General features: G+C 46.2%; 25 protein-coding genes. All 25 read right to left on the bottom strand.

From position 1 onward, the window contains the following. Positions 1-28: 28 nt before the first annotated feature. On the bottom strand, positions 29-814 hold the full coding sequence (locus tag AB4307_RS05010) for an MlaA family lipoprotein (RefSeq protein WP_017071951.1): 786 nt from the start codon (positions 812-814) through the stop codon (positions 29-31). Between the two features lie 124 nt (positions 815-938). Next, a complete protein-coding gene (ccmI, locus tag AB4307_RS05005) occupies positions 939-2,159 on the bottom strand; it encodes a c-type cytochrome biogenesis protein CcmI (protein WP_372131300.1) in 1,221 nt (406 codons plus the stop codon). Next, entirely contained in the window at positions 2,159-2,650 is a 492-nt protein-coding gene (locus AB4307_RS05000; protein WP_372131298.1) for a cytochrome c-type biogenesis protein, read from the bottom strand. Before AB4307_RS05000 ends, ccmI begins: the two co-directional genes overlap by 1 nt. Then, a complete protein-coding gene (locus AB4307_RS04995) occupies positions 2,647-3,198 on the bottom strand; it encodes a DsbE family thiol:disulfide interchange protein (protein WP_017066365.1) in 552 nt (183 codons plus the stop codon). Before AB4307_RS04995 ends, AB4307_RS05000 begins: the two co-directional genes overlap by 4 nt. A gap of 5 nt (positions 3,199-3,203) precedes the next feature. Next, the gene (locus AB4307_RS04990) at positions 3,204-5,174 is read right to left on the bottom strand and encodes a heme lyase CcmF/NrfE family subunit (protein WP_372131296.1); all 1,971 of its coding nucleotides are present in this window, start codon (positions 5,172-5,174) and stop codon (positions 3,204-3,206) included. Next, the gene (ccmE, locus tag AB4307_RS04985) at positions 5,171-5,653 is read right to left on the bottom strand and encodes a cytochrome c maturation protein CcmE (RefSeq protein WP_017064106.1); all 483 of its coding nucleotides are present in this window, start codon (positions 5,651-5,653) and stop codon (positions 5,171-5,173) included. Before ccmE ends, AB4307_RS04990 begins: the two co-directional genes overlap by 4 nt. Beyond that, positions 5,650-5,856 carry a heme exporter protein CcmD gene (gene ccmD / locus AB4307_RS04980; RefSeq protein ID WP_009848525.1) on the bottom strand — a complete coding sequence of 69 codons (207 nt, stop codon included), beginning with the start codon at positions 5,854-5,856 and terminating at the stop codon, positions 5,650-5,652. Before ccmD ends, ccmE begins: the two co-directional genes overlap by 4 nt. A 14-nt stretch (positions 5,857-5,870) precedes the next feature. Further along, complete coding sequence (locus AB4307_RS04975) at positions 5,871-6,611, bottom strand: heme ABC transporter permease (protein WP_102332830.1); 741 nt, start codon at positions 6,609-6,611, stop codon at positions 5,871-5,873. Between the two features lie 148 nt (positions 6,612-6,759). Continuing rightward, the gene (ccmB, locus tag AB4307_RS04970) at positions 6,760-7,428 is read right to left on the bottom strand and encodes a heme exporter protein CcmB (RefSeq protein ID WP_017060658.1); all 669 of its coding nucleotides are present in this window, start codon (positions 7,426-7,428) and stop codon (positions 6,760-6,762) included. 1 nt (position 7,429) lies between these two features. Next, positions 7,430-8,047, bottom strand: coding sequence for a cytochrome c biogenesis heme-transporting ATPase CcmA (gene ccmA, locus AB4307_RS04965; RefSeq protein ID WP_017060659.1), 618 nt, complete (start codon positions 8,045-8,047; stop codon positions 7,430-7,432). A gap of 278 nt (positions 8,048-8,325) precedes the next feature. Beyond that, positions 8,326-8,838: a DUF2802 domain-containing protein gene (locus AB4307_RS04960; protein ID WP_017066369.1), complete on the bottom strand. Its 513-nt coding sequence runs from the start codon at positions 8,836-8,838 to the stop codon at positions 8,326-8,328. Continuing rightward, positions 8,838-9,332 carry a chemotaxis protein CheW gene (locus AB4307_RS04955; RefSeq protein ID WP_017064109.1) on the bottom strand — a complete coding sequence of 165 codons (495 nt, stop codon included), beginning with the start codon at positions 9,330-9,332 and terminating at the stop codon, positions 8,838-8,840. The genes AB4307_RS04960 and AB4307_RS04955 overlap by 1 nt, the downstream gene beginning before the upstream one ends. A gap of 72 nt (positions 9,333-9,404) precedes the next feature. Beyond that, positions 9,405-10,517, bottom strand: coding sequence for a chemotaxis protein CheW (locus AB4307_RS04950; protein ID WP_372131294.1), 1,113 nt, complete (start codon positions 10,515-10,517; stop codon positions 9,405-9,407). Continuing rightward, positions 10,504-11,286 (bottom strand): ParA family protein, encoded by a 783-nt coding sequence (locus AB4307_RS04945; RefSeq protein ID WP_017064111.1) that lies wholly within the window; start codon positions 11,284-11,286, stop codon positions 10,504-10,506. The genes AB4307_RS04950 and AB4307_RS04945 overlap by 14 nt, the downstream gene beginning before the upstream one ends. Before the next feature lie 10 nt (positions 11,287-11,296). Further along, positions 11,297-12,415, bottom strand: a complete 1,119-nt coding sequence (gene cheB / locus AB4307_RS04940) for a protein-glutamate methylesterase/protein-glutamine glutaminase (protein ID WP_372131292.1) — start codon at positions 12,413-12,415, stop codon at positions 11,297-11,299. A gap of 13 nt (positions 12,416-12,428) precedes the next feature. After that, positions 12,429-14,621 carry a chemotaxis protein CheA gene (locus AB4307_RS04935; RefSeq protein ID WP_017064112.1) on the bottom strand — a complete coding sequence of 731 codons (2,193 nt, stop codon included), beginning with the start codon at positions 14,619-14,621 and terminating at the stop codon, positions 12,429-12,431. 9 nt (positions 14,622-14,630) lie between these two features. Then, positions 14,631-15,362 carry a protein phosphatase CheZ gene (locus AB4307_RS04930; protein ID WP_017064113.1) on the bottom strand — a complete coding sequence of 244 codons (732 nt, stop codon included), beginning with the start codon at positions 15,360-15,362 and terminating at the stop codon, positions 14,631-14,633. A 105-nt stretch (positions 15,363-15,467) separates the two neighbouring features. After that, positions 15,468-15,836: a chemotaxis response regulator CheY gene (cheY, locus tag AB4307_RS04925; protein WP_016767062.1), complete on the bottom strand. Its 369-nt coding sequence runs from the start codon at positions 15,834-15,836 to the stop codon at positions 15,468-15,470. Between the two features lie 42 nt (positions 15,837-15,878). Next, entirely contained in the window at positions 15,879-16,613 is a 735-nt protein-coding gene (locus AB4307_RS04920; RefSeq protein WP_017060667.1) for an RNA polymerase sigma factor FliA, read from the bottom strand. Beyond that, positions 16,606-17,493: a MinD/ParA family protein gene (locus tag AB4307_RS04915; protein WP_017060668.1), complete on the bottom strand. Its 888-nt coding sequence runs from the start codon at positions 17,491-17,493 to the stop codon at positions 16,606-16,608. The genes AB4307_RS04920 and AB4307_RS04915 overlap by 8 nt, the downstream gene beginning before the upstream one ends. Before the next feature lie 13 nt (positions 17,494-17,506). Continuing rightward, positions 17,507-19,069: a flagellar biosynthesis GTPase FlhF gene (flhF, locus tag AB4307_RS04910; protein ID WP_029235190.1), complete on the bottom strand. Its 1,563-nt coding sequence runs from the start codon at positions 19,067-19,069 to the stop codon at positions 17,507-17,509. A 27-nt stretch (positions 19,070-19,096) separates the two neighbouring features. Continuing rightward, positions 19,097-21,196, bottom strand: a complete 2,100-nt coding sequence (gene flhA, locus AB4307_RS04905) for a flagellar biosynthesis protein FlhA (protein ID WP_136979579.1) — start codon at positions 21,194-21,196, stop codon at positions 19,097-19,099. 210 nt (positions 21,197-21,406) lie between these two features. Continuing rightward, entirely contained in the window at positions 21,407-22,537 is a 1,131-nt protein-coding gene (gene flhB / locus AB4307_RS04900) for a flagellar biosynthesis protein FlhB (protein ID WP_017060671.1), read from the bottom strand. A 9-nt stretch (positions 22,538-22,546) separates the two neighbouring features. Then, positions 22,547-23,329: a flagellar biosynthetic protein FliR gene (gene fliR, locus AB4307_RS04895; RefSeq protein WP_372131290.1), complete on the bottom strand. Its 783-nt coding sequence runs from the start codon at positions 23,327-23,329 to the stop codon at positions 22,547-22,549. A 6-nt stretch (positions 23,330-23,335) separates the two neighbouring features. Beyond that, a complete protein-coding gene (fliQ, locus tag AB4307_RS04890; RefSeq protein ID WP_029235191.1) occupies positions 23,336-23,605 on the bottom strand; it encodes a flagellar biosynthesis protein FliQ in 270 nt (89 codons plus the stop codon). Position 23,606: the final 1 nt, after the last annotated feature.

The following is a 23,606-nucleotide window of genomic DNA, read 5'->3' as shown; positions in this document are numbered from 1 at the left end:
TTTACTTTAATTGGTATAAATCGTGTTTCTAGTAATCTTCTAGATAACCATCGATGAAATCTTCTTCTTCAAGGTCGACCTCTTCAGGTTCAATCTCGGCTTTGAAATCACGACGTTGAATGTAAACATCACGCGTTAATGCATATGGATCAGGAGAGCTATCCAACAGCGCTTCTTGTGATACTAACTGAGCACGTGTTTCCATGCCTTCAAATGCCCACTTGCCTAAGCTAGCCCAGAAATTCAAGAACGACAGAGGCACATACATACCATCGACGGTTTCAGTCACTTCTCGAGTTGTTAGTGGACCATAACCCGGCACCATGAAGTACGGACCATTTCCTACCCCGTAATGACCAATCGCATCAGAGAACGACTTATCATCGTACTTGGTGATCCCAGCTTCGCTAGCAATATCGATTAAGCCTAACAAACCAATCGTTGAGTTAATCCAAAAACGATTGAAATGGTCGAGTGCTTTTTCACCATTGCCCATAATAAGGTTATTCACCATGCTTGATGGTTCGTCTAAGTTGGCTAGGAAATTGGAGATACCAGAACGCACTGGTACAGGGGTGTAGTCAACATAAGCGAGGGAAACAGGGCGAACTAAGTAAGGATCTAGATATTCGTAGTTGATATCCCACATCGCTCGGTTGAAACCTTCAAAAGGATCATTGGAGTGGGACTCTTCGACGTATTCAGAGGTTTCGAGGTTATCATCGTCAACACTTTCGTCCGGCGCGCTTGAACACCCAACCGTTAAGCTTGCGATAAAAAGTAAACTCGAGAGTCTTAAAACACTGACAGACATATCACCTTTTCCATAAGGAATTCAAATAATAAAAAAGGCCAGCAATCGCTGGCCTCAATTGTTTGGCTAAGTCTATACCGTTTATCTGCAAATCGGAATAGATAACACCTATGCAAAGTGATGATTAATATTGCTTATTGATATCAATGGTAACTGGAGCGCCCAATTCAACCACTTCACTTTCACCGTACCAATCACCTTCGCGAGTTGAAACGTTGCCGTCTGTATCAAGCCTAGCTCTAACCATCAGTGTTTCAAGGCTAGACAGCTCTTGCCCTTCCAGCATGCTGTTGCCGTCATCTAGCACAACCGTACGAGGGAAAGTCCCTAGTGGGTAGCGTGCCGCTGCGATAGGCATTGGAGAACCATCAGCTCTGTGTACTGACACAATTAACACTGAGTTAGGGTCAGCATTCACGTCTGCAGATAGATCGAGCGTTACAGCAACAGTCTTACCTTGGTCGACACCCATAGTGTCGCCCATTTTCTTCTGAGCACTTTCAATACTGCGCGAAAGCATTTCATAGCGACTGTCTTGTGGACCAATCATCTGTTGCATGATGCTCCAGTACTTCACAGCACCTGGGTAGTCTTGACGCTCAAATGCATCGAACGCGAGCAGTGAGAACACACGAAGGTCGACGTAATCGTTTTGAATCAAACGGCTCAAAATCAAACGAGCTTGGTTCTGATCGGCTTCATCAGGTGAAAGCATCAGAGCTTGTGCGAAACCTAACTGAACATCTTCATTCTTAGGTTCAAGCTTGTAAGCTCGTTCCATAGAATCTTTTGCTGTTTCAGCGTCGCGGTTAGCCAGTGCAATACGACCGAGTAGCAACCAACCTGTTGAATCTTTTGGTTGGTAATGCAGACGAGTACGAAGCGCTAGAGTCAAATCTTCCAACTCATCATCCGTTAGTGCACCACCTTCCGATGACATTAGCTTTTTAGACAATTCAGGAAGGTTCGAGCTCACTTCTTGCCAGTGTTGAACTTTGTCCAACGCACCGAACTTAAAGTACATACCATAAGTCACAACGACGACAAGGATGATCGACGGTACAACCACACCAAGCGTAGAGATTTGAGTTTTCTTCACCTCTTCTTGTGCAGGAACATCATCAAGCAGAGACTGTTTCAAATCATCGATCAGTTCTTGTTGGTTATCAACAAGACCTTCCTCTGCTTCTACTTCTAACTCGACAAGACGGTCTTTATAGAATGCTTTGTTCAACTCGTCGCGAAGCATTTCGTCATTGTTTGCCTTCTTGTTAATGAAAGGCAGAACAATTAAGAAAATTGCCGCTAGCGAAAGGATAATGGTAGAAATCCAAAATAGAGTCATTACTTCTTATCTCCGTCGTTCTCTTCATCGAGTAACGCTTTTAAGCGAGCTTCTTTGTCTGCATCCCAGTCTTTATCTGACTCTACTGCCGCTTTCGATTTTGACTTTCTGCTTCGCAAAATGATCAAGCCAAATCCAAACACAACCACCGCAAACGGACCAACCCAAAGGATCGATGTTGCTAGTGTCAGTGGTGGATTGTAAGTCACAAAGTTACCGTAGCGAGCAATCATGTAATCAATGATATCTTGCTTCGACTTACCGTCTTTTGTCATCTCGTACACTTTTTGACGTAAGTCGACCGCTAACTCAGCGTTCGAATCACCAATCGTGTTGTTCTGACATTTAGGGCAGCGTAATGTATTGCTTAGCTCTTTGAACTGCTGCTCTTGATCTACGGTATCAAATTCATGAAATTCGATAGGTGCAGCAGAAACCGTCGCTGAGATTGCGAACGTAGCAAATAGAGTAATCAATGCCTTTCTAATCATTTCGATTCCTCCAACAACTCTTGATACATCGGCTCAAGCGTCGATGCCCAGTTGGTCGGGTTCACATCACCAACATGGCGGTAACGAACCACACCGTTAGCATCAATTAGGAAAGTTTCAGGTGCGCCATACACGCCGAGGTCAAGACCTAGCATGCCATTACCATCAAACAGGCTGATTAGGTACGGGTTACCCAGCTCTTTTAACCAACCAACCGCTTTATTGCGATCATCTTTGTAATTAAGACCAATGATCTTAACCCCTTGACCAGCAAGTTTGTTCAGGTAAGAGTGCTCTGCATAACAAGTAGGGCACCAAGTCGCCCATACGTTAAGAAGCAACGGCTCACCTTTAAAGATAGCTTGATCATGCAGCTTACCTGGTTGCTCTAAATCTTCTAGGTCAAACTCAGGCACAGGCTTACCAATCAATACGGATTCAAGCTTAGTTGGGTCATCACCCGACTGGTTGCGCATTAATTGCGTTGCAAAGATTCCAGCTAGAACCATGAACGCAATCAATGGAATGAATAAAATCTTCTTGTTCATTCGGATTAAGCCTCCTGCTCTTCAGCCGACTTTTTGGTTGGCTTACGGAAACGGTAACGACGGTCACTGATAGCAATAGCGCCACCAATCGACATGATCAAAGAGCCTGCCCAGATCCAACGTACAAATGGTTTGTAGTAGATACGTACAGCCCAAGATTTGTTGTCGTCTAAACGTTCACCCATCGCGATGTAAAGATCGCGCGTTACACCACGGTCAATCGCTGCTTCCGTCATCATAGACTTAGCTGTGGTGTAGAAACGTTTTTCAGCGTGAAGCGTGTTGATGTATTTGCCTTCTTTAGTAATTTCAAAGTCAGCAATGTAACCATCGTAGTTAGGACCATCTTTGTCACGAACCCCTGTAAACAGGAAGCTGTATTCTTCAAGCTGGTAGCTTTCACCTGGCGCCAGACGTACATCACGTTCGATGCTGTAGTTTTGCACCATCGCGATACCAATCACTGTCACGGCTAAACCTATGTGACCACACATCATTGCCCAGTGGCTACGAGGTAGCTTAGTTAGACCTTTCAAGAATGTATGACGGTGAGTCGCACGCTCATGCAGCTCAAAGCCGTGCATGAAGATGATCCAGAACGCCATTACCCAACCAGCAAACGCAGTACCACTGAAGCGGTCAGCCAGTAGAGCAACCATTAGCGCACTCAAGCCAAGTGAGAGTGCACCTGAAATCAGCATTGGTTTAACAAGCTTAGACAGGTTGTCACGTTTCCATCGGATCAGAGGACCGATACCAAGCAGGAACGAGAACGGGATCATTAACCAGAAGAACAACATATCAAAGAATGGTGCACCGATAGATACCGAGCCCAAGCCTAACTGTTTGTGAACTAATGGCAGTAGCGTACCTACTAACACAACGACAAGCGCTGCAATCAGTAAGATGTTGTTACCAAGCAGTGCGTTTTCACGAGAAACCAGATCGAAGTTACCGCGAACACGAACCGATGCGCCTTTAATAGCAAACAACAGCAGTGAACCACCGATAACAAAGACTAGGAAACCTAGAATAAACATACCACGAGCAGGATCCGACGCGAATGCGTGAACCGATACCAAGATGCCCGAACGAACTAAGAATGTCCCTAGTAAGCTTAGCGAGAATGCAGAGATAGCCAGCAGTACTGTCCAAGCTTTAAATGTGCCACGCTTCTCAGTTACCGCTAGTGAGTGCATTAGAGCAGTACCAGCCAACCAAGGCATGAATGAAGCGTTTTCTACTGGATCCCAGAACCACCAGCCACCCCAGCCAAGTTCGTAGTAAGCCCACCATGAACCTAGTGCGATACCTACCGTTAGGAATAACCAAGCTGCGATTGTCCAAGGACGCGACCAACGAGCCCATGCCGTATCAAGACGACCACTCATTAGAGAAGCGATTGCGAAAGAGAACGCAACAGAGAAACCTACATAACCCATGTAAAGCATTGGCGGGTGAATAATCAAACCCGGATCTTGCAGTAGTGGGTTCAGGTCACGGCCATCAACAGGGAAGAAAGGCAATGTACGTAAGAACGGGTTAGACGTCACGATAATGAACAGCAAGAAGCCGACAGTAATCAGACCCATGATAGCCAAAACGCGAGCCACAGACTCTTGAGGCATACCACGACTGAATGTCGCTACTGCTACAGTCCAACCCGCTTGGATGAGAACCCAAAGCAGTAATGAACCTTCGTGAGCGCCCCAAACCGCCGTAATTCGGTAGTACCAAGGCAGTTGGCTATTCGAGTTACTTGCTACGTATTGAATCGTAAAATCATTGGTGTAGAACGCGTAACACAAGATAAAGAACGAAATCGCTAAGAATCCGAACATACCCCACGACAACGGTCGTGCGCTGTTCATCAATAATGTGTTATTTCGAGCGGCTCCATACAATGGGAGCACGCTTAGCAGCAATGCAAGTCCCAAGGACAGGATCATCGCAAAATGGCCGATCTCGGCTATCATTGAGCATTTCCTTCTTTTTGTTCAGTCGTGTATTGCAAAGGCTCATGGGTTTTCTTCATTGCTTCCGCAACTTCAGAAGGCATGTACTCTTCATCGTGCTTTGCCAACACCTCAAACGCTTCGATTGTCGTTGCATTTTTAAGGACACCCTGAGCAACAATACCTTGGCCTTCACGGAAAAGATCAGGAAGGATGCCATCGTATAGAATTGTTACTTTAGGGCCTACATCTTGCAAATCAAAGCTTACACGTAGTGATTCATTGTCACGGCTTACAGAGCCGACTACGACCATGCCACCAATACGTAGGCGTTGACCAACTTCAGGTTTTTTACCATCTTTGCCGTTGACCAGCTCAGTTGGTGTGTAGAACAGATCCATGTTCTGGTTAAGTGCGTAAACCATCAATCCAACAGTCGCACTGATACCAAAAAAGATCGCTAAGACAATGCCCAGCCTCTTTTTACGTCTTGGGTTCATAGAGTGTTCTCCATATTTTTTGCTGCATCGATACGAGCCTGACGATCAATCTTAGCTTGTACTTCATTTAGTAATTGCTTACCACGACGAACGCTTACGACCAGTAAAATGATCATCGCGAGAAATGTGATTCCAAATGCACTCCATACATATGAGGCGTAGCCCCCCATGGCAAAGAAATCACTCAAAGATTCAAAATACATAATTACCTACCCTACTACGCTTTTTCGGCCGCAAGCTTGCGAACCCATGGACGGTGACTCTCTTTACTGATGATTTCGTTACGGAAACGAACCATAGTCACAGCACCAAAGAAAAAGGCGAAGCCGAAGATGTTAAGAAGAAGCGGCCATAGCATGTCACTTGAGATCGAAGGTTTTGCGAACTTAGTAATGGTCGCGCCTTGATGAAGTGTATTCCACCACTCTACAGAGAAGTGAATGATAGGGAGGTTAATCACGCCTACGATAGCCAAGATACCCGCCGCTTTCGCTGCTGTTTTTTGGTCGTCAAAAGCGTGGTGTAGTGCGATCACACCCAAGTATAGGAATAGAAGAATCAGCTCTGAGGTTAAACGCGCATCCCAAACCCACCAAGCACCCCACATTGGTTTACCCCAAACTGCGCCAGTTAGTAACGCAATGAAGGTAAACACAGCGCCAATCGGTGCCATCGCCAGTGCGGCCATGTCTGATAGCCTTACCTGCCATACCAAACCGATAAAGGCAGCAATCGCCATCGACATGTAAACGCCCATCGACCAGATTGCAGACGGAACATGGATGTAGATGATACGGAAGCTATCGCCTTGTTGGTAATCAGAAGGCGCAAATGCAAGCCCCCACACGGTACCGACGGATAGACACAATAGCGCTAGGATCGAAAACCATGGCAAAAGTTTACCAGCAAGCTGATAAGAGGTTTCTGCTTTGGCATAGGGATGGAGCCATTTCCACATGTTGTAATCTCACTCTTACTTCATATTGCTTACAGCTATTAAAGCTATAATTATAATAATTTTATTTGTCTTGCTTTCAGTTTTATTGACTCTATGAGTCCAATCGACACATTTGGTTCACATTGGCTATACGATAACGGAACCCCAATCAGTTCACACTTACTCTAAGTGCGGCACTGATCGCAAAAGGCGTCATAGTCATCGCACCCATTAACATTGCCCCAAGCACCGCCAATTGGCCGTTGTATGCAACGCCCAAAGCCGCAGCGTCAATTGCTGACGTCGCGAAGATTAAAATGGGGATGTAAAGCGGCAAGATTAACAGGCTTAACAGGACTCCGCCCTTCTGTAACCCAACGGTTAACGCAACACCAATCGCACCAATAAAACTCAATGCGGGTGTTCCTACCAGCAAGGTCAACACAACTGAGAGCCATGTATCAAAATCTAAAGACAACAAAACAGCCAATAATGGGCTGATTAAAATCAATGGTAACCCGGTCAACAACCAGTGTGCTATGACTTTGGACAATACTACCAACTGCAACGGGATTGGCATCAGCATCATCTGTTCAAGGGCGCCATCTTGAAAATCATCACGGAAAAGACGCTCTAAAGAGAGCAATGCAGAGAGCAAAGCGGCCACCCAAACAATACCCGCAGCAATACGCGCAAGTAGGTTTGGCTCTGGGCCAATACTCAAAGGGAAAAGCGTGATAACAATGATGAAGAACCACAAAGGGTTAAAGATATCCGCTTGACGTCGAAACGCGATAAGCAGTTCGCGTCGGATAATCGTGGTCATTGAAGAGATCATATTACTCACCCAACTTTATTTTTCTTAGTTTCGGGCTATCAGCAAACATATCTTGGTGTGTGGTTAACAACACAATGCCACCGTTGTCTGCATGCTGAGAAAAAAGAGATTCGAGAACTTTCACGCCCTGCTTATCAATGGCAGTCAGCGGCTCATCAAGAATCCACAACATTTGCTTGCTCAACCAAAGGCGAGCCAACGCAACTCGGCGTTGTTGGCCTGCTGAAAGTTGCCCCGCTGGTACGTCTTCTCTGCCCGCAAGCCCGACTTGAGCCAGCGCGTGGTAAAGCTCTTCTTTGCTGGTACCGCCACTGTGAATCGACTGATAAAAGCTCAGATTCTCATAAGCACTAAGCTCGCGCTTTACGCCTGTTTGGTGACCAAGAAAAAGTAAATTTTGATGATAAACATCTCGACTCGATTCAATAGACTCACCGTCCCAAGAGATAGTGCCGTCATCGCGATCGCCTAAGCCAGTAATAATCCTAAGGAGTGTCGTTTTCCCGGTACCGTTACGACCTTCAACTTGAACCAGCTCACCTGGTTTCAATTGAAAAGACAACGATTCAAACAGAATCCTGTCGTCACGAATAGCAGTTAAATTTGAGACTTCTAGCATAGGTAAATTTAGTCGAGTAATGAGAGCGCTATAGTAGCACACCAACATGGTGACAAAACAGGACTAGGCGTTTTCGATAGAACAAAGTCGGTAAGAAACTGTTACCACCTCATCACAATTTACACATTTTCATCAACAAACAAGATATTGTCGTAGATACAAGCACTTATAAACATCGTTCTATATAGATCGGACAGGCATAAAAAAAGAAGCCGAAGCTTCTTTTAAGAGGAATACGTAATAAACATCAATTGCTCAATACGAATTAAGCGCTCAATTTAACGACGTCGAGGCGGGTCTCTGCGATCGCGAGAGGCATCGGGTTGATCATCGTACGATGAAGGGTTACTTCTCAACGAAGGGATTTTCTCTTTACCAGCAAGCTTGTTCTGCAGAGACATCATCAGCTCAGCTTCTGCTTTGGGTAATTCACATTCTTCAATTAACTCGTTAATCCCAGCGCCAAGCTGAACCATTTTCGTTGCACGTGTGTACAAACGTCCATCGGTATCCGCATGTTCCAGCTCAACAATACGTTCATTCAAATGTTTGATAAGATCTTGTTGTTCAGTCACTTTCTGGCCAAGGCCAACCACAACAGAGCGAACCTCAAGTAATTGCTTACTCGATTTTTGAAGCTCTTTGTCCAAGTTACGAACTTGCAGGCGTGACTGATCGAGCTGCTTTTGAATCGCACGTTTTACTTTGCTAATCAAAATCAGGATAAATAACGTAAAAACCCCAACGCCTGATATCAGAGCGACAGGGCTTAAAGGAAGCGCTTCAAACATTACAGGTGAGCCATCTCATCCCATTCGTCTTCGCTTAGTAGTTTGTTTAGATCTACTAAGATAAGTAGCTTGCCATCTCGGTTACTTACACCTTGGATGAACTTAGCACTTTCATCAGTACCAACACTTGGCGTTGTGTCGATTTCAGAAGAACGCAGGTAAACCACTTCAGCAACGCTATCTACTAGAATGCCAATTACTTGACGCTCAGATTCAATAACGATGATACGAGTGTTGTCTGTGATTTCACCTTGCATCAAACCAAAGCGAGAACGAGTGTCGATAACAGTAACAACGTTACCACGTAGGTTAATAATACCTAGAACGTAATCTGGAGCACCCGGTACTGGAGCAATTTCGCTGTAACGTAGTACTTCACGTACTTGCATTACGTTGATGCCGTAAGTTTCTTCTTCTAGCTGGAAAGTCACCCATTGAAGTACTTCATCATTCGTTTGCTCTTTTCTTACTTCAACTTCACTCATATGAGACATAGATAATCCTCTTGCCGTCGTTACCGACCACTATTATTAACTTGATGCTTATTGTTAGCCCAATGCTTATTACTAGCTTAATGCTTTTACATCTAGCCCTGCGTTTAGCATGGCGATTAATGCTTCAACATGAATCAAAGCACACATTTTTTCTTTTACCATACCAGCGAGCCATGGGCGTTTCCCTGCCATTTCTCGCCAACGTACTTTGTCTGTATTAAGTAGCTCGGTGCCTTTGAGCTCTGTGCCCGCCAGGCCCCACAAGCTCTCTCCAAGCATCACTATATATTGATAGTTTTCTTTGTATTCGTCACCTGATAGTTTCTCAGACATCACCCATTTTGCGGTGTCGACCACATCTAGCTGACTATCACGGTTGGTTTGTAAACCCAAATACCAAGCTGGCTTACCAATGATATGACTTAACTCTTCAAGGCGATGGATGCCGCCAAGCTCATCAAGTGGCACCGCAAAGGTCACGCCGTTTACATCAAAATACAAGACTTGAAAGTCTTCTTTGCGAACCGTACTTTCCCAAGAGGTAAACTGGTCAGCACCTCCTGCTTGAGTTTCGGGTTCAATAACTGTCTCGGGATCAGGAACGTCAAGTTCAGGCTCAACAGCCTTAACTTCTACTTGTTCCGTCTCCAACGATTCAGCTTGTAACTCTTCAATTTGCTGCGATTCAACAGGTGGCTCTACAACAATTGATAAATCGGGTTCTGGAAGATTCCAATCTTGAATCTCTGGCTCTTCGAACACTTGAACAGACTCAACCGCGGCATCAAACATTTGCATGTCTGCTTGCTGGGCGATTTTCTGGGTGTTCTGATCCATCAACTCATCAAGGTTCAGTTCATCAACAACATTGGTCGCCTCTAAACGACTCAGTAGTTTCTGAACATCTTCAAGGTTAGGAACCTCAAACTCAGCCGAGCGTATTTCTGCGTAGCTTGAGTGGTGACTCGAAAATTGGCGCTCTGGCTCTGGCTCTGGCTCTGGCTCTGGCTCTGGCTCTGGCTCTGGCTCTGGCTCTTCAGATTGTGATTCGTCGCTCGACTCGTCAACAAAAAAATCGTCAGATTCAAAGCTTTCATCACCTAACAGCGCAGTAAAGTAGTCATCCAGTGCTTGTTCACTGGATAGACTTGGCTGCGCCAATGTTGATTCTTTATTCGCGCTCATTTATCGCCAACCTTTCGAGATAAATAAGCAGCTGTTTATAAGCAAATACACCACGGCTACCCGATGCAAAATGAGATGCTGGTAAGCGTTTTAGGCTCGCATCTCGAAACTTAGTATCTATCGGCACAGCAGATGTCCAAACTTGATTTGGATAATCATCTTTGAGCTGCGTTAATGTTTGCAGTGAGGCTTTGGTTCGCTTGTCGTACATCGTCGGGACAATCGTCACCTTAAACGGTGTTTTGCGAGACTTCTGCATGATGGTCAAAGTGCGAATCATGCGCTCTAAGCCCTTCATCGCCAAAAACTCAGTTTGTACCGGAATCAATATACGATCGCTTGCAGCCAATGCATTGACCATCATCACACCCAGAATTGGCGGGCAATCGATCAACACATAGTCATAGTCGTCTTTCAAAGCGGCCAAAGCGCGTTTCAAGATCAACCCCATGCCGCTTCGATTTCCCATTACACGGTCTAATGTCGCCAAAGACATGTGGGCAGGAATAATATCGATACCTTCGACTTCCGTCTGTAAAAGCAAAGGTCTTACCGTCTGCGCGTTAAACTCACGCAACTGGAACAGATCAAACAGGCTCGATTCCACCGTATCTGAGTCGTACCCCAGATAGGTGGTCAGTGATGCATGTGGGTCAGTATCAACCAATAGAACACGGTGCCCCTTCAACGCAAGTAAACCTGCTAGAGTCACGGTCGTGGTCGTTTTACCAACACCACCTTTTTGGTTTGCAACACTCCAAACAATCATTTCGATTTACCTAAGCTAACCCAACTTCAACCAAGATCCTTTCCGCTATGCGGTCTAGAGGGAGGTCTTCAGTAGAAATGCCAGCTTTTGCTACAGCTTGAGGCATACCATATACAACACAACTATCTTCGTCTTGTGCCCAAATCGTCGAGCCCGCAGTTTTCAACATACGCGAACCTTCTCGACCATCTGCGCCCATACCGGTCAGTATCATAGACAAGACTTTGTCGCCGTAGATCTTTGCAGCAGAGCCGAATGTGACATCCACACAAGGCTTGTAGTTCATGCGGTCGCCGCCATCGATAATTCTTAGACGTGCAGACCCTGCTCGGCCATCAACCATCATCTGTTTACCACCTGGAGCAAGATACGCCACTCCAGGTTTTAACACATCACCGTCTTGCGCTTCACGAACTTCAATCTTGCACAAGGTGTTCAATCGACTAGCAAAAGCAGCAGTGAAAGTTGCTGGCATATGCTGAACTAACACAATTGGGTGTGGGTAGTTAGCAGGGATGCGAGTTAAAATCTTCTGTAGAGCAACAGGGCCGCCAGTCGACGTACCAATTGCTGTTAATTGATACTTCTTACCTGACGCTCTGAATTTCGCCGTTGATGCAACCGCAGGCTTCGCTGTCGAAGTCGCAGCTGCTGTTGAAATCGGCTGGCGCAATGGCGTAGGTGTTGAAGTGGTCGCTCTCGGCGCAATAGGAGCACGGCGCATAAACGCACGCTTCGCTGCAATCTGAATCACACGCTGTTGAAGCAATGCAACTGCATCGTCGCGGTTACGTGCAATGTCTTCAAACTTCTTAGGAAGGAAGTCGAGAGCACCTGCATCTAACGCATCTAACGTTGCTCTCGCTCCATCATGCGTTAACGATGAAAACATCAAAATAGGCGTTGGAGACGTGGCCATGATTGCACGAACGGCAGTGATACCGTCCATGACAGGCATTTCAATATCCATCGTGATTACGTCAGGTCTTAGCTGTTTCGCTTTTTCAACGGCTTCTTTACCGTTTACTGCTACATCAATGACTTCTAGGCGAGCCTCTGAGTTGATGATCTCGCTAACGCGACGACGAAAGAAACTCGAATCATCAACGACTAATACTTTAATCGCCATATTTATCCTTAAATTAAATTCTTGACGCAGCTGCGTACTGCTTCAACAAGTCCGGCACATCTAGAATCAATGCAATGTGTCCGTCACTTGTAATTGTCGCACCTGCCATTCCTGGCGTGCCTTGCAGAAGCTTATCAAGCGGCTTGATCACGACTTCTTCTTGACCGATAAGCGTATCGACAACAAAACCAACACGTTGGCTACCAAGTTGTACGATAACAACATGGCCGTGCCCTTTACGCAGCTCAACAATACCCGCTTTAGGAGCAAGCCAGTTTTGCAAGTAGAACAACGGAATAGACTTATCGCGAACGATAATCGTCAGCTGGCCATCAACCACGTTTGTGCGGCTTAAATCTAGGTGGAAGATCTCGTTTACAGAAGCCAATGGCAATGCAAATGGATGACCGGCAACACCGACCATCAAGGTTGGTAGAATCGCTAGGGTTAGTGGAACCTTGATGGTGATCTTGGTGCCCTGTCCCATTTCTGAATCAATATCAATAGAGCCGTTCAGTGTGTTGATCGCTGTTTTCACAACGTCCATGCCCACACCACGACCAGAGATATCCGAGATCTGCTCTTTGCTTGAGAAGCCAGGAGCAAAAATCAGGTTGAAACACTCTTTATTTGATAAGCGAGACGCTGCATCTTCATCCATCAGGCCACGTTTAACCGCGATAGCACGAAGCTTATCAGGGTCCATACCGCCACCGTCATCAACGATAGCCAGTTCAATATGGTCACCTTCTTGAGAGGCAGACAGAATCACTTTACCCGTTTGTGATTTACCCGCAGCAACACGGTCGTTTGGCATTTCAATACCATGATCGACAGAGTTTCTCACCAAGTGAATCAGGGGATCAGCAAGTGCTTCTACTAAGTTTTTATCAAGGTCCGTTTCTTCGCCACGCATTTCAAGAACGATGTCTTTCTTCAAGCTACGAGCAAGGTCACGGACAACTCGTGGGAAGCGACCAAATACTTTTTTGATCGGCTGCATACGAGTCTTCATTACCGCACCTTGAAGGTCTGCAGTAACAACATCTAAGTTAGAGACAGCTTTCGACATTTCTTCGTCGTTGCTGTTGAGGCCTAGGCTGACTAGTCGGTTACGCACCAATACCAGTTCACCCACCATGTTCATGATGGTGTCCAGTGTTGATGTATCAACACGAACTGTCGCTTCAGCTTGTTGCTTCTTAGCCGGCACTTTAACTTCAGCTTTTGCTGGAGCGCTCGGTTTTGGCTCAGCTTTAACGGCAACTGGCGCAGCAGGTTTAGGCGCAGCTTGAGGTGCTACTGCCTTAACTTCTGCTGGCTTAGTTGCGGCATCCAATTCTTCAATCGAAGGTCCATTACCTGAGCCATGTAGTTGGTCAAGTAACTTCTCGAACTCTTCGTCAGTCATCAGATCATCGCCTTCAGACATCGCCGAAACAGGTGCTGCTGGCGGCGTTGGCGGTGGAGGAGGCGTTGAACTTGCCGCTGTCGGGCTCTTACCCGCACCGTGCAATTCATCTAATAACTTTTCAAATTCGTCATCAGTAATATCACCACTGTCAGCAACAGACTGAGGTGCAGCGGGTGCTGGCGGCGGTGTTGGTGCAGAAGGCGCTGTTGGTGAACCACCTTTACCGTGAAGCTCATCAAGCAAGCGTTCAAACTCATCTTCAGAGATATCATCGACTGAAGATGCATTGATGTTTGAGCTTTCAGCAGTAGGTTCCGGAGCAATAACAGGCTCAGGCGCTGCAACAACAGGTTCAGGGATAATAGGTGCCGGCGCTTCTACTGGTGCCACTTCATCCGCAGACTCTGGTTTACAGAGACGGTGAAGTTCATCCAATAAAGATTGGTCGGCTGGCACTAAAGGTTCCTGATCTTGCACGGCGCGAAACTGTACATTGACTGTATCTAGCGCCTGCAGCATGGTATCCATCAAACCTGATGTTACGCTGCGTTGGCCGTTTCGCAGAATGTCGAACACATTCTCAGCACCATGACAAGTATCCACCAGCTCAGTTAATGCTAGGAAACCAGCACCACCTTTTACTGTATGGAAACCACGGAAAATAGCATTTAATAGGTCTTTGTCGTCAGGGTTATTCTCAAGCTCTACCAGTTGTTCTGATAGGAGTTCAAGGATCTCTCCTGCTTCGACTAAAAAGTCCTGAAGAATATCTTCGTCTAAATCGTAGCTCATACGTTACCTTTAAAATCCAAGACTGGATAACAAATCGTCGACTTCATCTTGAGATGCGACAGCGTCTTCGCGCTCTTCTGGGTTCATAATTGGACCTTCAGGCGCAATCGATGCTTTCTTCTCTGACTCTGGAGTTGGCTCTTTTTGATTCGCACCGAATACCGTGAGAATCTCGACCAAACGTCCTTCCACCTCATTCACCAAGGTAATAACTTTGCTGATTATCTGCCCAGTTAAATCTTGGAAATCCTGAGCCATCAAGATTTCAGTCAATTGTCCGCGTAGTTCAGTACTGTCGCCTTCTACTTGGACAAGCAATCCATCAATGCGGTGACATAAAGCTTTAAATTGTGCCAGCTCAATGCGGCCATGCATCAGTTCATTCCATTGAGGCCTTACTTGAAGTAAACACTCGTGTAGGTTGTCTGCGATTGGCATACAGCGATCGACAGCGTCCATCGTCTTATTTGCCGCAACTTCCGTTTTATCAATGACATACTGAAGGCGATCCCTTGCATCAGGGATTTCGTCATTTGCGATAACGCTGATGCGTTCATCGAAATTGAATTGAGTCAAAGAGTCGTGGAGGTCGCGTGTCAGACTTCCTATTTCTTGAAGCATTGGATTGTCTTGAAGACTAAAGTTATCTTCATAAATGCTTCTCACAAGAGAATCAGCATTTTGCTGCTCATCGTTCTCAAGCAGCTCTACTAATTTTTTTGCTTGTTCTAATGAAATCATCCTGAATTCGGCCTTACTCCGCATACTTTGTGCGCTTAGGCTATCGAGATAAACAGATAACTTATCAGTCAGTGTTTACCTAGAAGTGCCTAAATTTATTGATGCTTATAAGCGATCAAAAATCTTATCAAGTTTCTCTTTCAGCGTTGCAGCAGTGAAAGGCTTCACAATGTAACCATTAACACCCGCTTGCGCAGCTTCGATGATCTGCTCACGCTTCGCTTCAGCTGTTATCATAAGCACTGGAAGGTGCTTAAGTTCTGCGTCTGCGCGAATGTGTTTAAGCAGGTCAATCCCTTGCATGCCTGGCATGTTCCAGTCAGTTACCACGAAATCAAATTCGCCTTTTTTCAGCATAGGTAACGCGGTCAAGCCATCATCTGCTTCTTGAGTGTTGTTGAAACCTAAATCGCGAAGTAGGTTTTTAACAATTCGGCGCATCGTTGAAAAATCATCAACAATGAGAATTTTCATGTTTTTGTTCAAATTAGCCTCCACTGAATAGGATCAGTGTTGTTAGTCGTTCTGTGTCCAAGCACTTAACTTAGTGCGTAAACGCTGCATAGATTGGCTCAGTATTTGGCTGACACGAGATTCGCTGACACCTAACACTTCCCCAATCTCTTTTAAATTGAGTTCTTCGTCGTAATAAAGCGAAAGCACAAGGCCTTCCCTTTCCGGAAGTTGTTTTATCGAATCGATCAAAGCTTGGCGGAATGACTCATCAGCAACCCCTTGAAAAGGCGTATTATCTTGAGAGTCTTCATTCGGAGATATTACATCATCTGAGACGCCTAAATCTTCAATTCCAACCAGTCTTGAGCAATTAATGTCAGTTAAAGCACTGTGATACTGCTCTAAACTGAGCCCCATGTGTTTTGCCACTTCGGCATCACTCGGGTCGCGGTTGAGGATACCCTCTAATTCCGCAATTGCACTGCTGATTTCTCGATTGTTCTTATGAACCGATCTCGGCACCCAGTCCCCACGGCGAATGTCATCCAACATTGCCCCGCGAATCCGAATACCAGCATACGTCTCAAAGCTTGCGCCTTTGGTACCATCATAGTTTTGTTGCGCTTCAATCAAGCCGATCATGCCAGCTTGAATTAAGTCATCAACCAATACATTAGGCGGTAATCGCCCCAACAAGTGATGAGCGATACGTTTAACCAACACAGAGTACTTCTCAAAAAAAGCCTGTTGGCTATTGTGATTAGCGTGTTGGTCGTAAGTAAGCGCTTTATTCACCAAATGGTTCCTCTATAAATTCAGTACGATTCAGCAGCCTTTCAACAAAGAACTCCAAGTGTCCGCTCGGTGTTTTTGGTATTGGCCAGGTCAAGGCTTTGTTAGCCAAAGAGCTGATTGCCAATGCAGCTGGAGAGCGAGGAAACGCATCGACTACGATTTTCTGTCTCTTGACTGATTGACGTACTTTATCATCTAAAGGAATACATGCTACGAGTTCGAGGCTCACATTCAAGAAGCGCTCTGTGACCAAAGTCAACTTTGCAAATAATTCTCGGCCTTCGCGGTAGCTTCTGACCATATTTGCAACAACTTTGAATCGCTGAACTTGGTGTTCTCTGCTTAAAAGCTTAATCAAAGCATATGCATCCGTGATCGAGGTAGGTTCATCACATACCACGACAACCACGTCTTGCGCCGCTCTTGAGAAGCTGATCACCATGTCCGAAATACCGGCTGCGGTATCAACCAACAAGATATCCATCTCGTCTTCAAGCGAACCGAATGCGCGAATCAAACCAGCATGCTGTGCGTGTGAAAGTTCAGTCATGCTTTGAGTGCCCGATGTCGCTGGAATAATTTTAATTCCGTGCGGCCCTTCGACAATCGCATCCTTAAGTTCACATTCGCCAGCCAACACATGCCCAAGGTTTCGTTTAGAACGAATACCTAGCATGATATCGACGTTCGCTAGTCCTAAATCGGCATCTAGCACCATGACTTTTTTGCCTTGGCGCGCCATGCAAATAGCCATACCTAACGTCACATTAGATTTACCAACGCCTCCCTTACCACCGGTTACAGCGATAACTTTTGTGAGTGAAGGCTTGGTTAAGCGACGGAGGCCGCTAGCTTGGTCATGTATCATATTTTCATTCATATTTATCCGCCGCCTAGAGCCCTTCAGAATCGCTATTCCAGTAATGAGGTTCATTCTCTGTAGATTTTTCTAATAGCTCATTAGCCTTAGCAATCATGTACTTTGGCTGAGCTATAACGATATCTTCAGGAACTCGTTGACCATTTGCTATGTAAGCAACTGGTAATGCATTTTGTATTACGACACTGATGAATTCACCTAGACTTAGGGATTCATCCAGCTTAGTCATGATGCATCCCGACAACGGGATTCTTCTAAAGTGTTCAATTGTTTCTTGCAGCACTTTGCGTTGCGCGGTTGCAGGCAACACAAGGTAGCTATTGATAACGGAACCACTCTCTTGCATCAATGTGTCTAACTGCTCAGATAGGCGAACATCTCGTTGTCCCATGCCTGCAGTATCGACCAGAATCAGGCGACGATTACGTAACTGATATATTACATCGGCCAGTTCGCTAGAATCTTTAGCAACTCTTACAGGACAACCCATAATTCGGCCGTAGATCGATAACTGCTCATGTGCACCTATACGATATGTGTCAGTTGTCACTAGTGCGACGTTATCAGCGCCATATTCCATGGCAGCACGTGCAGCTAGCTTTGCAACCGTCGTTGTTTTACCCACGCCGGTTGGGCCAAGTAGAGCCACAATACCCCCGCGTTTTAAAATATCTTTTTGTGTAACGGAGATTTGGTCAGCAACCAGAGCTAACAGAGCCTTCCATGCACGTGCAGGTTTAGTATCTTCAGGAATGTAGCAAGCCATTTGATCGGCAAGCTCTGCAGATACACCCATACGTTCAAGGCGCTTAATAAGCATGGCTCTCAGTGGTTCACGGCGCTCAACTTCTTGCCACATCAACCCAGAAACTTGATGCTCTAACAGACGACGAATTGAGGTCATCTCTTCGCGCATCGTTTCCATTTCAGTATCAGAACCTTTGGACTGAGTGTTCTCTCGACCACGATCATAACGGGTAGGATCCAAGCGAGGTGTCGGGCGCTCTACTCTGCGGTCTTCAGCAATCAACTTAGACAAACCCGTTTCACGAGCAAATGCAGAATCAAGATTTCCGTGAGACTGTTGGTTACCGTGAGATTGCTGATGGCCATGAGACTGCAAATTGCTTTGAGTCTGATGACTATGAGGCTTATGGCCCGTGCTTGATTGGCGATTGAGCAATGCTGACAATGAATCTTCATTTTCTGCACGATGCTGTGGCTCATCATCGGCGCCATGACTGTATTGCTTAAGCATATTCGCAAAGCGCTTAGTCATTGAGCGTCCACCTTCAACATTCGACTGTAGGCTAACCTTGTCATCGTCTAGTTGACGTCGCCCAGCAGGAGCTGCGGGCGCGGCCATTTGCGTATATTGGCTTTGTGCAGGCTGCTGAGGTTTATTTAATCTCTGGCTCGCTGTCGACGGGCTGGATTCGCCATCAATAGCGGCAACAATTTCCACGCCACCTGCGACCTTTTTGTTAGACATGATCACCGCTTCTGAACCAAGTTCTTCTTTAACTTGGAGCAGAGCCGTTCGCATATCTTTTGCAAAAAATCGTTTAATTTTCAATTCGATTGTCCGTTCTAATTAGGCGGCTTAATTACCAACAGCTTGTACTATACGTATCTGCTTTTCGTCCGGTATTTCTTGGTAAGACAAGACTCGCAAGCTTGGGATCGTGTTCTTCACGAACTTAGCCAGAGTCGAACGCAACACGCCAGAGGTCAATAGTACCGCGGGCTCACCTTTCAGCTCTTGCTCTTGTGTAGCGTGGCTGAGAGAGGTCTGTAAACGTTCGGCTAAACCAGGTTCAATACCAGCAGATTCTCCGCCGGATGCCTGCATGGTTTGATGCAAGATTTGTTCCAGCTCAGGAATCAAGGTTATCACTGGTAACTCGGGCTCTATACCATTGATTTCCTGAACAATTAATCGTTTCAATGAGATGCGAACCGCTGCAGTAAGTATGTCAGGTTCTTGACTCTTACCTGAATACTCCGACAAAGTTTGGACTATGGTTCGAATGTCACGAATTGGAATCGCTTCATTCAGCAGGTTCTGTAGCACTTTCACAACCACACCCAACTGCAATTGATCCGGTACAAAACCTTCCACCAGCTTAGGTGTTGAGCGGCTGAGCATCTCAAGTAAGTTCTGAACTTCTTCGTGGCCAATGAGCTGCGATGCGTTGTTGGTTAGCAGCTGGCTAAGGTGTGTCGCCAGTACTGTAGAAGAATCTACAACGGTATAACCTAGAGCTTGTGCGTGTTCACGCTGCTCTTCACGAATCCAAACCGCTTCAAGGCCAAAGGCAGGGTCAATCGTCGGCTCGCCATCGATCATGCCATAGACTTGGCCCGGGTTAATCGCGAGCTCCATGTCTGGCTTAATCTCAGCTTCACCCACAGCAACACCCATCAGGGTAATACGGTAGCTGTTTGGTGTCAGTTCTAGGTTATCGCGAATGTGTACCGCTGGGATCAAGAAACCAAAGTCTTGAGACAGCTTTTTACGCACACCTTTAACGCGTTCAAGCAATTCACCACCTTGGTCTCTATCAACCAAAGGAATTAAACGGTAACCCACTTCTAAACCAATAATATCGACAGGTTGAACATCATCCCAAGAGAGCTCCTTCTGAGAGCCTACTTCTCCATTCGCTTCAACTGTCGCCGGAAGGTTAGGCTCTTCCGCCTTCTTCTTGTTCTTTTTATCGATGTAATACGCCCCCGCGCCTGCAACGATGGCAAGGCTCAAGAACGAGAAATGTGGCATACCCGGAACAATACCCATGATGCCAAGGATGGCGGCGGTGATCATCAAGGCTTTTGGATTGTCGAACATCTGGAAGACAAGTTGCTCACCCATATCTTCATCAGTATTTTGGCGCGTTACCATCATCGCAGCTGCAATAGACAGTAATAGAGATGGAATTTGTGCAACCAGACCATCACCGATAGTCAGTAGCGTGTAGATTTCGATTGCTTCACCAAAACCAAGATCAAACTGAGCCATACCAATGCTCAAGCCACCAATGATGTTGATGAATAAGATTAAGATACCAGCGATCGCATCGCCTTTAACAAACTTAGAAGCACCGTCCATCGAACCGTAGAAGTCAGCTTCTTTGGTTACTTCAAAACGTCTCAGACGCGCCTGGTCTTGGTCGATCAAACCTGCGTTCAAGTCGGCATCGATTGCCATCTGTTTACCCGGTAAGGCGTCTAACGTGAAACGCGCGCTTACTTCCGAGATACGACCCGCACCTTTGGTTACAACCATGAAGTTGATGATCATAAGAATCAAGAACACCACTAGACCTACCGCATAGTTACCACCGATAACCACGTTACCGAAGGCTTCAATCACATTACCGGCCGCGTCGCCACCTTCATGACCATGAAGCAATACCACACGTGTCGAAGCAACGTTCAAGGCCAATCGAAGTAGAGTCGCAATCAGCAGGACGGTTGGGAATGCAGCGAAGTCTAAAGGCCTGCGGGTATATACCGAGACCAGTAGCACAACCATAGACAGTGCAATGTTGAAGGTGAAGAACATATCCAACAAGAAAGCTGGAATGGGCAACACCACCATAGCAAGCGTTGCAAGTACCATAATAGGTGCACCAATCGCAGGCATGGCACGGTTAGGGATTTTAGGTAGCTTGTCCGCAAAAGGCAGGGAGAATTTCATAAATCTAGACAGTTTCGCTATGTTGTAGCTCTCTGAACAAGTGGATTAGGTCTTAGTCAGGGCTGTTTGCTATGGGCTTATAATGTTCAGGCTACTACAGCAAACACTGTACCAACATCTCACGTCAAATTATCGCCATCACCTCTATAAAAGGAAGATTAGCTAGCTCGCTATTATCAGGGTTCATCACGCAGAGCTCAAGCAATTGATCTAATGACGTAAATCAGGTGGGATCGGCATATTAGAATCTTGCAGTTTTGGTCGCTCACCACCTCGTTTTCGGTACTGTTTAAGCTGGAAAACATATGCAAGCACTTGTGCAACTGCCGTAAACAGACCGTCAGGAATTTGTTGTTCTAGCTCAGTGGTGTGATAAAGCGCCCTCGCCAATGGCGGCGCTGGAACTATATAGATGTCGTTTGCACGCGCAATCTCTCGGATCTTCATCGCCATGTGGTCGACACCTTTAGCAACCACAATTGGTGCTTTGTCTTGATTCTGCTTATAGCGCAGCGCCACTGAAAAGTGTTCCGGGTTGGTCACAATCACATCCGCTTGAGGAACGTCTGCCATCATGCGACGCTGAGCCGCTTCCCTTTGAAGCATACGAATTCGGCCTTTCACTTCCGGCTTACCTTCAGTGTCTTTGAATTCGTCTTTGACTTCTTGTTTGGTCATCTTCAATTGATCGGCGTGTTGCCAGATCTGGAACGGGATATCAATCGCCACCACAATAAGCAGCGAGCAACTGATCAACAGGATGAAATTGAGCAAGATATCCAAGGCATGGAAGATGTTCTGTGGGTACACATCCATACTCAGCTGCATTAAATCATGCTGAGAGGCTTGAATCAGATAAATCGCCATCCCCGATACGAGCGCTACTTTAAGAATAGACTTGAGCAGTTCAACCCAGCTTTGCAGGCCAAACATACGCTTGATGCCACTGAGTGGGTTGAGCTTAGACGCCTTAGGCATTGCTGCTTGCATTGAGAAGTTAATCCCACCGACACCCGCAGCGCCGATGACGGCAGCAACAAACAAGGTTATCAGTATCAAAAACAGCGGGAACAGCAGGTTCACCAGTGCACCACCAGCGATTTCTAGGAGTTTGTTAGTGTCAAAAATTTCGTCGCGACTCAAAGAGAACAGACGTTGCATGGCCTCGAACAAAGCCTTCGCCATCGATTCGCCAAACCACATTAATGCAATTGCACCGACAATAAGTACCGACGCTGACGCTAGCTCTTTTGACCTTGCAACCTGCCCTTTCTCTTTGGCCTGTTGCAAGCGTTTGGGCGTGGCGTCTTCTGTGCGTTCTTGACCGTCTGACTCTGCCATTTCAGTCTCCTAGCAATCTAACCGGATTAGACGACATATCTGTTGTTCGCCCTGCATCCAAAATAGCTCATAGTGACTATATAAGCCGCCAAGGATGTACCAACAAAGTAACAGACCCACGAGTAGCGCAAATGCAAAACCCAAAGAAAAGATGTTTAATTGAGGTGCCGCACGCGTCATTACACCAAAAGAAAGGTTAATCGTTAGCAGCGCAATAATCCCCGACAATGACATCGCTAATGCCGTTTTGAACATGATGCCGAGCCACAACGCGAGCTCTCGAAAATCCACAGAGGTTAGAGAGCCACTGCCAATCGGCAAGGTCTTAAAACTAAACACCACCAGCTGCAGCATTTTCAAGTGACCATCGGTCGCCAAAAAAAACATGGTCGCTAGCAGCATGAACAGCTGACCAAGTACCGGCGTATTTTGCCCGTTAGCCGGGTCGACCATTGATGCAAAACCCAAGCTCGATTGCATACCGAGGATCTGACCCAGCATAACAAAGGTTTGAATCATGAACTGGGTAACAAAACCCATGGCCGCGCCAATCACAATTTGCTCGAAGACAGTCAGGAAGCCTTGAAAGGACAGAAGTTCAATCTCTTTGGGAACGGCCGGAATCGCAGGCATCACCGCAAAAGTGATCGCCAAGCCTAAATACAGACGAATACGCGGCGACACGAAGCGTGCCCCTGTTACCGTCATCACCATCAGCATCGCTGAGATGCGAGTGTATGGCCAAAAATAATTGGCTAACCACTCTAGTACAAGGCTCGTTGGGTATTCCATATCGGTTTAATACAGAACTTGCGGCAAGCGTTCGATGAGCTCAAAAAAGAACTCCATCATCATCTGGGTCATCCAGTGTGCGAATAGCATCAACGCCAACAAAGTTACGATCAAACGCGGCAGGAAACTCAGGGTTTGTTCGTTGATTGAGGTCGCAGCTTGGAAAACAGCCACAACCAAACCGATCAGCAGGCTAGGAATAATGATGGCGCAAACCATGATTAATACCATCCAAAGGGCATCTCGGAACAACTCTACGAATATTTCAGGATTCATT

Origin of the sequence: Vibrio sp. 10N.261.52.C2, assembly GCF_041471425.1 — a bacterium.
Taxonomy (GTDB): domain Bacteria; phylum Pseudomonadota; class Gammaproteobacteria; order Enterobacterales; family Vibrionaceae; genus Vibrio; species Vibrio crassostreae_C.
Note: the sequence above shows the minus strand (reverse complement) of the source record. Positions and strands in the feature narration are given on the sequence as shown.